Genomic DNA, 12,264 nt, shown 5'->3' on the forward strand with positions numbered 1-12,264 from the left:
CGCCCGGGCCTCTCCGGCCCGGGCGCTCGGGGATCGCGCGTCGTGTTCTGTCGCCGGGAAGGCGGCCGTCAGGGCGCCGGTGTGTCCTCCCCGTCGTCCTGTGACGGCCGGGCGTCCCGTGTGCTGTAGAAACGCTGCGTCGGGTAGGCGAAGTCGATGTCGGGCTCGCGGGCGAATGCCTCGAGGACATCCTCCCATATGAACTGCTCAGTGCCGCGCCGCCTGCGCGGCCGACAGAGGTACCGCATGGTCAGCAGGACGCCGCTGGCCTCCACGCTCGTGTAGACGGTCGGCGTCAGCGTCTGGTAGAAGATCATGAACTTCTTGCTCGCCTCGCGCACCATCCTCTGGGCCCGGTCGGAGAGGTTCTCGGCGCGGTCCTTGATGACCTCCTCCAGAATGGCCTTGGCCTTCTTCCAGTCGCTCTCGAACGTGATGAGCACCGGGATCTCGTTCCAGATGTACCGGAAGCCGCGGCTGTAGTTCGCCAGCGGCGTCGTCATGACAAGCCCGTTCGGGATGTGAAGGACGCGCCCGGTGCTCTGGTCGGCGTGGACCCAGTTCCCCACCTCCATGAGCGTGAACTGGAAAACGCGGATGTCGATGACGTCCCCCCTGTGATCAGCGATCTGGATGCGGTCGCCGACCTGGAACGGTCTTCGTGTCACGATGAAGATCCACGCGGCGAAGTCGGCGATCACGTCGCGCAGGGCGATGGCGACACCGGCGGAGACCAGGCCTGCGAAGGTCGCGAACTGACCGAAGCCGGCGAACCAGAGCCTCACGATGACGATGACGGCGATCAGCGCCGAGACGTACCCGGTGACCTTCCCCCACCCGTACCTGGTCCGGGCGTCGTCGGTCCGCCGCCAGACGATCCTGAGCGTCAGCGACCTGAGCGCCCACATCAGGACGATGACGGCGATCGTCCAGAGCACCTTCTCTGAGTTCTCCGGTGTCATCCCTGTCACATCGGCGAACCAGCCGACGAGTGCTTCCATGGAGCCTCCCGCGATTCTAGCGCCCCTGTGCCCAGTCGATCGGGAAGTCCGGCGGCAGCCGGACGACCTCGAAGAGCGTCGCGATCAGCGTGTCGTCGGGTCCGGAGCGTTCGGGGTTCAGGTACTCCCAGACGGTCTCGCCTTCACGGGTCACCTCGAAGGCCCTGCCGTTGTCGGACTCCGTGATCAGCGTGTTCCCGTTGGGAAGCGGCTGGACGGTGCCGCACATCTCGGAGTGGAAGTGGTTGTTCGTGGCTCCCTGATAGAGCCACGTTCTCTCCTGGGTCACGGGATCGAACTCGACGATGCGTGACCTGGTCGCGTAGTTCCGGCCGCCTCCCTTGTTGTCGAACAGGAGGATGCGTCCTTCGGGAAGAAGGACCGGATGATGCTGCTCCAACCACATCCCCGTCGCGATCCACTCGACCGCCTCGGTCTCCATGTCGATCGCCGCGAGCAGGCTGAGCTGCCGCAGGGACACGAGGACGTTGCCCTCCTCGAAGGCCGGTATCCGGTCCGCCAGGGTCCCATCGAGCAGCACCAGGGCGTTCGTGTGGAAGATGTCGCCGCCCTTCCTGAAGTGGAACGAGTTCATCACGTTCGAGAACGGCGAGTTCTCGATGGCCTCGAGAACGGAGACGCTCCTGACCTCGCGGCCGGATGCATCCAGCACGGTGACGAAGTCCTCGAGGATCGGGCGGACGGGACTGACGCGCCGCACCATGTGGGCCTTCCTGGTCAGAACGTAGACGCGACCGTCGTCGGTGACCGTCAGGTCGTGATGCTCCCCCTCGTGCCGCTTCCAGATGAGACGCGAGTCCCGGTCGACCTTGATGATGCCGAAGCCCTCGAAGACGGCGACCACGTCGCCGTTCGGGTAGAGATGCGCGACCCTCCAGTACTCGGTGCCCTCGTTCTCCGTCAGATGCGTACTGTCCGGCCACGCCTCGAGGTAGGGATACTCCCACTCGTGGATGACGCGTCCGTCCATGTCCATGAGCCGCGCCCCCGCGAAATGTCCAGACGTCAGGAAGTTCAACCCGTTCCAGGCGCGGCCCTCGTCGTGGACCGTGACGCTCGTGGCCTCGGGCGCCGGGTTCGTTCCCGACAGGTAGCCGATCGAGCGGAGCCGCTCGAGCTCCTCCTTCTGCGCGTCGGTGAGCTCGGGCTCGGCGGTCCGGCGCGCGTTCCTCCAGCGTCCCGCGGGACCGGTATCCGGCGTGGAGGCACGGGGATCGTTGGCGAATCGATCGTCGAGTTGAGCGTTGGTCGTGCCGGCGGCAAGCAGGACGAGGACGACGGTCAGTCCCGTCGCCGCGCAGCGTCTCGTGAGCGTCAAACGCGTCTCCTCAGTTTCGCGCGGACGAGCGGAGCCACTCCATCGGGAAGCCCTCCGGGACACGGACCATCTCGAAGAGCGTCGCGACGTACTGACCCTCGTCTCCCGCACGCTCAGGGTTGACGAACTCCCACACGACGGCCCCGTCCTCGGTCACCTCGAAGGCGCGGCCGTTGTCCGACTCCGTGATGAGCGTGTTGCCGTTCGGCAGTCTTCTGGCGGCTCCGCACTGCTGCGAGTAGAAGTCGATCGGCTCCTCCGCATGGTAGACCCACTCGAAGCGCTGCGTCGCCGGGTCGAACTCGATCACCTGGCTCCCACCGTAGTAGCCGTTGTTGTCGAAGACCAGCACATTCCCGCTGTCGAGCTCGATCGGGTCGTGCTGCGCGAGCCACATGCCCGTGACGGCCCAGTCCATGAGCTCGGTGTCCATGTCGAGCACGCACAGGAGATTGAGCTTCCGCATCGACAACAGGACGTTGCCCTCCTCGAACGCCGGGACGCGCGCGGCCGCGTGGCCGTCGAGCACATCCAGACCGTTGGTGTGGAAGATGTCCCCCTTCGGCGTCATCCCCGGCAGGTAGTTGATATAGCGCGAGTTCCCCAGAGCGTCGACCATCGAGATGCGGCGCAGCTCGTTCCCCTCGGGATCGAGCACCGAGAGGTAATCCTCGAGGATGGGGTTCTCCGGGTTGATGCGGGGGTTGATGCGAATATCCCTCGTCAGGACGTAGATGGAGCCGTCCGGCAGGATCTCGAAGTCGTGATGTTCGCCGCCCAGATGCGACCAGACGACACCGGAGTCCCGATCGAGTCGGACGATGCCGACACCTTCGAAGATGGCCAGGACGTCTCCGTTCGGAAGGAGCTCGGCGGTCCGCCAGTACTCCATGTTCTCGTCGTACTGGTCGCGGGGATATTCCGGCCAGATGTCCTCGAAGTCGCGCTGCCACACGTGGAGCACCGTGCCGTCCATGTCCATCAGAACGGCGCCCGGCATGTGGCCCGAGGTGTAGAAGTTGTACCCCTGGCTCGCCGAGCCGGGGTCGTGGATCGTCACGCCGCCGGCCGACCGTGCGGGCCGCGAGCCCGTGAGATAACCGATCGACCGCAGGCGCTCGACCTCCCGGCGCTGGTCCTCCGTCATCTCCTCGGTCGGCGGCAGGCCGCGCGCCTCGCGCCACCTCCCCGACGGAGCGTCGGTCGGCGTCTCGAGCTGTGCTACTGCGAACGCGGCGCCGAGAACGACGAGCGCCGCCGTAGCGCACAGGAGTGTCCGAGACCGACTCATCGACCCACCTCCAACCAGCTTCGCGTGAAGCTCTCAGGAATCCGCGAGACGTCGAAGAGCGTGGCGATGAGCTCGTCCTGCTTGCCGGCGCGCTCGGGGTTCCTGTACTCCCAGACGATCTCGCCCGAGGGCGTCACCTCGAAGGCGCGGCCGTTGTCCGACTCCGTGATCAACGTGTTCCCATTAGGTAGGCGGTGACAGGCTCCTCCGGCCTTCGTGTAGAACGAGCCCGGCGGGTCGGCGGCGTAGGACCAGGTGATCTCGGTCGTGACGGGGTCGTACTGGAACACCCTCGATGCGCCGCCGTGTCCCACGTTGTCGAACACGAGGATCGTGCCGTCGTCCATCACGGTCGGCTGGTGCTGCTTGAGCCAGAGGCCCATGTCCATCCAGACGATCTCCTCCGCCTCGATGTCGAGCACGGCGATGCAGTCGAGTCGACGGATGGAGATGAGGACGTTCCCCTCACGGAACGCGGGGATCTCGTCCTTCAGCCGGTCGTCGAGGACCTCGATGGCGTTCGTGTGGAAGATGTCTCCGACGTGGTCCATGCAGGCCGCCTCGAAGATGTTGACGAAGCGCGAGCGCTCGAAGGCTTCGAGGATCGAGATGCGCTTCCGCTCGGTTCCGTCCTCGTTCAGGATGATGAAGTAGTCCTCGAGAATCGGTCTGTAGGGGTTGATCCGTTCCACGACGTGGGCGGTCCGGCCGAGGACGTAGATGGTGCCGTCCTCGAGCACGTCGACGTCGTGGTGGCACCCGCTCAGGAACCCCCACACGACCTCCGAGTCGGCCGTCAGCTTCACCATCCCCGCGCCTTCATAGATCCCGAGAACGTCACCGTTCTCGTAGAGGTGGGCGTACCTCCACCGGTTCGTCCTGTCGGCCTGGATCAGATCATGCCTGTCGGGGAATACGGAGGTGAACTCCGCCCGCCACTCGTGGACGACGTTCCCCTCCATGTCCACGAGGAGCGCGCCCGGGAAGTGACCGGACGTATAGAAGTTGTAACCCGGGCTGGTTCGTTCCGGATCGTAGTAGGTGACGCCGGAGCTCATCGGGGCCGTCTTGTAGCCGGCCAGGTAGCCGATCGATTCGAGCTTCTCTATCTCCTCCTTCTGCTCCTCGGTGAGCTCCCCGCTCTGTGTGTCCCTCGCCCGCTGCCATCTGCCGGGCGGGGTCTTCACGCCCGAGCGGGGCAGCGGCTCGTTCGCCCACTCGGGGCTTCTCTCCTGCGCCGCGGCCGGGATGCAGGTCGACAAGATGACCATCAAGCTCAGGATGGACAGGGTTCTGCGCATCGTCGGTTATCCAATCGTGTCCGTGGGGTGAGTGTCTCAGTCAGGGCCCTCGGGTCAGCAGTATAGCACGGTCGGGGACGCTCTCAAACCCGCGCAGCCTCGTGTCGTTGACACCGCTCTCCCGGCACTGCTAGAGTGGCGCGTCCTGGATGAACGCACCCCTTGCGGAGGGAATGACATTGCGAAGCCGACTGGCAGTGCTCATCGCGGGCCTGGCACTCATGGCCCTTCTGGCAGGCTGCGCCGGCGACGACTCGGGAGACGTGAAGCTCGTCTTCGCCGCCGGGAACGACCCCTCGGGCGCGACGGAGGCGCTCATCAAGGAGTACAACGCGGCCAACCCGGGCGTGACGGTCACGTTCCAGGCGATGCCGGCCAACACCGACACGCAGCACGACGCCTACGTCACCTACCTCTCGGCGCGCGAGACCAACATCGACATCTACAGCCTCGATGTCATCTGGACTGCGGAGTTCGCCACGGCAGGGTGGATCCGCGCGATACCCGAGGGGCTCATCGATCGTTCGGAGTTCCTCGACGCTCCGCTGACGAGCGCGTCCTTCGAGGGGACGCTCTACGCGATCCCGTGGTTCACCGACGCCGGCGTGCTCTACTACAGACGCGACCTCCTCGAGGACGCCGGGCTCGCGGTCCCCGAGACCTGGGACCAGTTCTCCACGGCGTGTGAACGGCTCGCGGCGGACCCGAACATGGAGGGCTTCGTCTGGCAGGGCGCGCGCTACGAGGGGCTCGTCTGCAACTTCCTCGAGTTCCTCTGGGGTGTTGACGGCTCCATGGAGCCCGAGAGACTGGCGAACGAGCCGGACAAGGTCCGTGCCGAGATCGAGCGCGCTCTCGGTCTGATGAAGGGCCTCATCGACTCAGGCTACTCCCCGGAGAGCGTCCTGACCTACAAGGAAGAGGACGCCCGCAGGGTCTTCACGGAGGGTCAGGCCGTCTTCCTGAGGAACTGGCCGTACGCCTGGAGCATGGCCCAGGGAGAGGGTTCCAAGGTCGAGGACATGGTCGGCATAGCCCGGCTCCCCCACGCTCCGGGAGCGACGCCCTACTCGACCATCGGCGGCTGGAACGTCGCCGTCTCGAGCTACTGCGAGCACCCCGAGGAGGCGTTCGACTTCCTGGCCTTCATCGCGGGAGAGCGTTCGCTCAAGCTCAGGGCGATCGAGGGAGGCTACCTCCCGACGAGGACGGCCACCTACATGGACCCTGACGTGCTCGAGGCGAACCCGCATTTCGAACGCTTCTTCGAGGTTTTCCGGTTCACGAGGAACCGACCGCGCTCGCCGCACTACCCGCGCGCGTCCGACATCATCCAGGAGAACGTGCACGGCGCCCTGTCCGGCTCCGTGGGGATTCCGGACGCTGCGGAGACGATGGTCCGCGAACTCGCCGAGCTTCTGAACGCCGAACGATGAACCGGACGGAGCGCACGCTCTCATGATCGCACTCCAGCAGCGGCGTCTTGCTCTCTGGCTGGTCGCCCCCGCGGTGGTCTTCGTCATCGTCCTCGGGGCATTCCCTGTCCTGAGCCAGTTCGTGCTGAGCACGACGGAGTTCAACCTGAAGTTCCCCGACCAGCGCGGCTTCGTGGGGGCTGACAACTACGTCCGGCTCGTGACCGACTCGGTCTTCTGGCAGGACCTCGGTCACACGTTCTACTTCACGTTCGTCTCGGTCGGGCTCGAGCTCGTGCTGGGGCTCGGCGCCGCACTGCTCCTCAACCGCGTCATCCGGGGGCGCACGGCGCTCACCTCGTCCCTCATGATGCCGTGGGCGCTCCCGACGGTCGTGGCCGCGACGATGTGGTCGCTCATTCTCAACGACCGCATCGGTCTCGTGAACTCGGTCCTCTCGCGGCTGCACATCATCACCGACCGCATACTGTGGCTGGGTCCGAAGTTCGCGATGACGTCGGTCATCATCGCCGACGTCTGGAAGACCACGCCGTTCGTCGCGATCATCCTGCTGGCCGGTCTCAAGTCGATCCCCCGTCACTACTACGAGGCGGCCGAGCTCGACGGCGCGAACCGGTGGCAGACCTTCCGGTCGATCACACTGCCGCTGCTCAAGCCGTTCATCGCCGTCGCGGTGCTCTTCCGCGCGATGGACGCCTTCCGCATCTTCGACCTCGTGTGGGTCCTGACGGGCGGGGCGTCCGGAACGGAGACGCTGTCGGTCTACATCTACAAGGTGCTCTTCCGGTACTCGGAGCTGGGCTACGGCTCGACGCTCACGGTCGCTCTCTTCGCGATCGTGTTCATGCTGAGCCTGGCGCTCATCAGGTCGATGCGCGTGGAGGCGGGGTAGCGGGATGGCCCGTGGCGGAGCCACATACTGGTCGTGGTTCGGGCGGATGCTGCTCGTCGTCCTGGCGCTCATCCCGATCTACTGGATCGTCAACGTCAGCCTTTCGGGGCCTCAGGCTCTCTACAAGATCCCCCTGGACTACTACCCGAACCCGCCGGTTCTCGAGAACTACGAGGCCGTCTTCGACGTCAACCAGTTCCCAAGGAACATCGCCAACAGCTTCGCCGTGGCGTCGCTGACGACGCTTCTGACGCTCGCGCTCGGGGCGCCCGCGGCGTACGCACTCGCGCGACTCAAGGTGAAGAGGCGCAATCTCATCCTCGCCGTCTTCCTGGGTCTGGCGATCTTCCCGGCGATCGGCATGGTCGGACCGCTCTACATCGCCATGGCGCGCCTCGGACTCATCAACTCGATACCGTCGCTCGTGCTGCCCTACACGCTTTTCACGCTGCCGCTGGCCATCTGGATCCTGACGCACTTCTTCTCGACGCTGCCCGCCAGCCTTGAGGACGCCGCGCTGGTCGACGGGTGCACGCCCGCGCAGGCCTTCCTGAGGGTCATCATCCCCCTCTCCGCCCCGGGGCTCTTCACGTCCGCCATCCTCATCTTCATCTGGGCGTGGAACGAGTTCCTGTTCGCCCTCATCATGACGTCGACGCCCGAGTCCAGGACCGTTCCCGTGGCGCTCGCGCTCTTCGCCGGGCTCCACGAGCTCCCGTGGGCGACCATCGCCGCGGCCACGGTCGTCACCGTCGTCCCGGTCCTGATCCTCGTGGTCTTCTTCCAGCGCCAGATCGTCGAGGGACTGACGAGCGGCGTCGAACGCTAGCGGCAGCCGGCCGGTCGCCGGCGCCGCGGCGCAGAGCTCCGGCGCGTGCCCGGGCCGTGTCGCTCACACCAAGCTGTTCCGGCCTTCCAGACAGTGACTCCGACACCGGGCGCGCACGCTCCGCGGCGCGTGCCGAACGGGTGCGTTCCTTGCACATGCAGTCTCCCGGGTGTCCGTGTCGGTGGGTGTGAACGAGACCCTAGAGAAAGAACACTGTCAAGTTCCGGTGGACAACTCGATCGTCCAAACGACGTTCACCGAGACATGCCCTTTGGATGGGCATTTCTCGCTTGACAGTCTTCGCACTCACCTCTATATTCCTCGCAACTCGAGGTCTGGGAGGACCATGGTCTCCGCGCGAGAATCCAGGCATCCGCGGTGGCCCGTTCCGGCGCACGCACTCTGCGCGCTTGCCGGTCTCCTCGCCCTTGTTCTGGCCGCGGGCTCACCTGTCCCGGCGGCCGCGCAGGACGCGCGGCCCGACGCGAGCGACCACGTTCTCGTCGGCATGGCCCCGAACATCGGCTACGAGGTGACCTGCGACGACTCGCTCCTGTCGCTCGAGCCCGTGCACGCCAATGGGCTGGGCATCATGGAGTTTCTCGTTGACCCCCGCGCCACGGGATCGCCGACCAAGATCTGCGTCCGCGTACCGGCCCCGCCCGTCATCTTCGGCGAGTCGACCGGCGCGCTGACGGATACGTCGGCCGTGCTCACCTGGCAGACGGACCGGCCGGCGCGTTCGCGCGTCGAGTACGGTACGACGACGTCCTACGGCGCGACGACCCCCACGGCGGAGAAGCTGGGGGTCTTCCATTCGTTCACGCTCGAGGACCTCGAGCCCGCGACCCTCTATCACTACCGTCTCCACTCGACCGACGCGTTCGGCAACGAGACCGTCTCAGACGACATGACCTTCACGACGCTCGCGCCGAGGCCCCGGATCGTCGGTCTCGGCGTCGAGGCGGTGACCGATTCGACGATCACACTCTCATGGACGACGAATCTCCTCTGCGAGGTGCGAGTCGAATACGGCCTCCAGAGCTCCCACGAGCACTCGACACCTCTCGTTCCCGGATTCGCGGTCAAGCACGAGGTGACGGTCGAGGAGCTGGCTCCCGACACACCGTATCTGCTCGCGGCCGTCGCGATCGACACGCTGGGCCGCGAGGTGCGCTCGGGCGACCTGCTTGAGAACACGGCGATCCCGCCGCTCTCCATCCTCTCCCCCGCCGTCGTCGACACGACCATGACGACGGCCGTCGTCGGCTGTCGCACCTCGAACCCTGCGCAGGCCGTCGTCGACTACGGCCCGACCGAACAGTACGGCTGGACGGTCGATACGGGAGGCCAGAACACCACGGAGCACCTGGCGGTTCTGGAGGAGCTGACCGCGGGAGCGACCTACCACTATCGCGTACGGGCCCAGGACGAGTACGGCCAGAGCGTCGAGACACCGGACGCAGTCTTCTCGACGAAGCCGGAGGGGACGCCCGAGAATCTGACGATCCACAAGCTCGCCGTAGCCCCCCTCGACGTCGGCTCGGTGGCGCTCTCCTGGGTGACGAACCTGCCGGCGACGACGTCCGTCTCGTGGGGACTGACCGACCAGTACACGGACACGCTGGTCGACAGCCAGCTCGTGACCAAGCACGCGGTCATCCTCGAGGACCTCGAGCCCGCGGTCGACTACCACGCGTCGGTCTCATCGGTCACCGAGGGCGGCGCAGAGGCCACGTCCGGGGACTTCCTGTTCACCTCTCCCCCTCCGGACCTGACGATCGAGGATGCTGAGATCCACGCGACAGGAGGAGCGAGCATCGCGGTCTCGTGGAGCACGAGCGTCCCGGCCGACGGATGGCTGGAGTACGGCCCGACGCCGGCCTGCGAGCTGACCACCGAACCCTCGGATGTCCCTGCGACCGACCATCTCGTAGCGGCGGAGGGCCTGGAGAGCATGACGATCTACTACCTCCGAGCCGCCTCGTCGGTAGGAAGCTACGTCGTGCGATCCGAGATCCTGACGGCGACTACGGGACCGCCGGACCTGGAGATCGGCGCGCCTGCCCTGACGGAGACCACCGCGACGACCGTCACGGTCGAGTGGACCACGTCGTGCCCGGCCTTCTCGTACCTCCGCTACGGCGAGACGACGAGCTACGGCTGGGCCACGGGGACGAACGCGATTCCGTCCACGGGGCACACCGCCGTCATCACCGGGCTCTCCCCGACGACGACGTACCATCTGGAAGCGGTCGCGACCGACACGCTCGGCAGAACGGCGTTCTCGGGCGACGTGAGCTTCACAACGCCGTCCTTCGGTCCGCTCGGATTCAGGGAGGTCTCGGTCTTCGACGTCGGCCCGACGTTCGTCTCGGTTTCGTGGCAGACGACACACCGGGCGGGCGGCGTCGTCAGGTACGGAACGACATCGTCACCGTCGGACTCGCTCGTCGTCGATGAGCACGAGACCGACCACACGGTCGTCCTCACGGGGCTCGATGACGGGACGGCATATTACGTCAGCGTGCGGGCGTACGACGAGGACGGGGGCACGGCGCTCTCTGAGCTCGTGTCCTTCGAGACGAATGAGTACCAGGACCTCTCGCCCCCGCACGCGCCGGAGCAGTTGGCGGTGGCGTCCGAGGGTGACGCGGTCCTGGTCACGTGGGATGCGAACCCCGAGCATGATCTGGCCGGCTACCGGGTGTACCGCCGGGCGGAGACCGACACGGCCGCGGCCGTCGTCGATGTCGCTCCCTCCTACAGAACGGAGTACCGGGACACGGACATCGTGCCCGGGGTCATCTACGAGTACGCCGTGTCGGCCCACGACGGCTCCGGCAACGTCAGCGAACGCTCCGGCTGGGTCGCCGTCGCCGCGGGCTCCGGCCGCGGAGGACGTGTCTGGGCGTGGCCCAACCCGCTCAGGGACGCGACCCGGATCCGTCTGGCGCTGCCGGCGCGCGCGATCGAGCGGGGAAGCTCACGGTACGCGGTGAAGGTGTACGACGCGGCCGGCCGACTGGTCCGCACCCTCGCCTCGGGCGTGACCGCGGAGGCGACTGTCACCACCTCGTGGGACGGCAGGGATGAGAGGAACCACCCCGTGTCGAGCGGAGTCTACTTCTGCGTTGCCGAGTTCGAGGGGGGCGGCGCGAGGGGGAAACTGCTCGTCCTGCGGTAGGTTCGAGACCCGACGCCGGCGGATGCGTCCGGCTGGAGACCTCTCCGTCTCTGCGGCGCCCCGGTCGCACCTGCCCGGTCTCCCGCGGCCGCCGCGCGCGGTCACTTCCTCTTCAGAACGGCTCTCCACCCCGTCGGATAGCGCATGGCGCCCGTCGGCGCGCGGCTCACCTCGCCCGCGGCGTGTGTCACGTAGAAGGCCCTCGGTGCCACGTGCCCGATCAGCGAGATGACACTCGGAAGGTCGCGCCGCTTCATGATAACCAGCACCTCGGTGACGGGACCCTCCTTCCCGGCCCCCTCGAAGGTGGTGACACCGTATCTCCGTTTGCGGAGCACCCTGGCCACGAGCTCTCCCTTGACCGTGAAGATGCGCAGCAGCACGTGCCCGAAGGCGAGCCGTCTCTCCAGCAGAATGCCGACGACGTTGCCTGTCGAGAATCCGAGAGCGTAGAAGAGACCGAGCACGGGACGCTCGGCCACGTCGCTGACGATCGTCGTGATGACGGCCAGCCACATGCTGATCTCGATGAACCCCAGGATGAACGCCGCACGTGTCCTTCCCTGCACGGTGCTGATGGTCCGCAGAGTTCCCAGACTGACGTCGATGACCCTCGCCGCGAAGATGATGATGCCCGTGATGATCGTGGCGGCCGTGAACATGGGGATGTCCTCCAGAATCTGAGGTTCGTGAACACCAAGCATCGCGGCCGCCGCGAGCAAAGTCAACCGTAGCGCGTCGGGGCGCACCGGTACTCCTTGACACCGTTCGACCCCCGAACCTACTCTGGAGCATGTGACAGATGACGGGATGTCTCACCAGAACGGAGGGTGGCAGGATGAAGAGGGTGCTCGGAATCGTGCTGACGGTTGCGATGATCGCCGCGCTCGCGGGCTGCGCGTCGATGAGCAACCGTGACAAGGGCGTGCTGGCCGGCGCCGGTGCGGGAGCCGCCGTCGGAGGCGCGATCGGCAGCCACAACGACAAC

At 66.3% G+C, this 12,264-nt stretch carries 10 protein-coding genes; 5 read left to right on the top strand and 5 right to left on the bottom strand.

The window, feature by feature from the left end:
- Positions 1–68 precede the first annotated feature (68 nt).
- Genes GF405_02055 through GF405_02070 form a run of 4 tightly spaced genes read right to left on the bottom strand, consistent with a single transcriptional unit; the run spans position 69 to position 4,932 of the window.
- Positions 69–1,001: a mechanosensitive ion channel gene (locus GF405_02055; protein MBD3366941.1), complete on the bottom strand. Its 933-nt coding sequence runs from the start codon at positions 999–1,001 to the stop codon at positions 69–71.
- A 16-nt stretch (positions 1,002–1,017) separates the two neighbouring features.
- Positions 1,018–2,457 carry a hypothetical protein gene (locus GF405_02060; protein MBD3366942.1) on the bottom strand — a complete coding sequence of 480 codons (1,440 nt, stop codon included), beginning with the start codon at positions 2,455–2,457 and terminating at the stop codon, positions 1,018–1,020.
- The gene (locus GF405_02065; protein ID MBD3366943.1) at positions 2,351–3,631 is read right to left on the bottom strand and encodes a hypothetical protein; all 1,281 of its coding nucleotides are present in this window, start codon (positions 3,629–3,631) and stop codon (positions 2,351–2,353) included. The genes GF405_02060 and GF405_02065 overlap by 107 nt, the downstream gene beginning before the upstream one ends.
- Positions 3,628–4,932: a hypothetical protein gene (locus tag GF405_02070; protein MBD3366944.1), complete on the bottom strand. Its 1,305-nt coding sequence runs from the start codon at positions 4,930–4,932 to the stop codon at positions 3,628–3,630. Before GF405_02070 ends, GF405_02065 begins: the two co-directional genes overlap by 4 nt.
- 149 nt (positions 4,933–5,081) lie before the next feature.
- Here GF405_02070 and GF405_02075 point away from each other — a divergent pair, with 149 nt between their 5' ends.
- From GF405_02075 to GF405_02090, 4 genes are all read left to right on the top strand, one after another.
- Positions 5,082–6,368, top strand: a complete 1,287-nt coding sequence (locus GF405_02075; GenBank protein MBD3366945.1) for an extracellular solute-binding protein — start codon at positions 5,082–5,084, stop codon at positions 6,366–6,368.
- Positions 6,369–6,390: 22 nt separating this feature from the next.
- Positions 6,391–7,260, top strand: coding sequence for an ABC transporter permease subunit (locus GF405_02080; protein MBD3366946.1), 870 nt, complete (start codon positions 6,391–6,393; stop codon positions 7,258–7,260).
- A 4-nt stretch (positions 7,261–7,264) separates the two neighbouring features.
- Entirely contained in the window at positions 7,265–8,089 is an 825-nt protein-coding gene (locus GF405_02085) for an ABC transporter permease subunit (GenBank protein ID MBD3366947.1), read from the top strand.
- A gap of 346 nt (positions 8,090–8,435) precedes the next feature.
- On the top strand, positions 8,436–11,276 hold the full coding sequence (locus tag GF405_02090; protein ID MBD3366948.1) for a hypothetical protein: 2,841 nt from the start codon (positions 8,436–8,438) through the stop codon (positions 11,274–11,276).
- A 101-nt stretch (positions 11,277–11,377) separates the two neighbouring features.
- On the opposite strand, the gene GF405_02095 is transcribed toward GF405_02090, so the two are convergent.
- Positions 11,378–11,938, bottom strand: coding sequence for a DUF2179 domain-containing protein (locus tag GF405_02095; GenBank protein MBD3366949.1), 561 nt, complete (start codon positions 11,936–11,938; stop codon positions 11,378–11,380).
- Between the two features lie 212 nt (positions 11,939–12,150).
- Here GF405_02095 and GF405_02100 point away from each other — a divergent pair.
- A partial coding sequence (locus tag GF405_02100; GenBank protein ID MBD3366950.1) for a hypothetical protein occupies positions 12,151–12,264 on the top strand: 114 nt, incomplete at its 3' end.

This window comes from Candidatus Effluviviaceae Genus V sp. (genome assembly GCA_014728125.1).
Taxonomy (GTDB): Bacteria; Joyebacterota; Joyebacteria; order Joyebacterales; family Joyebacteraceae; genus WJMD01.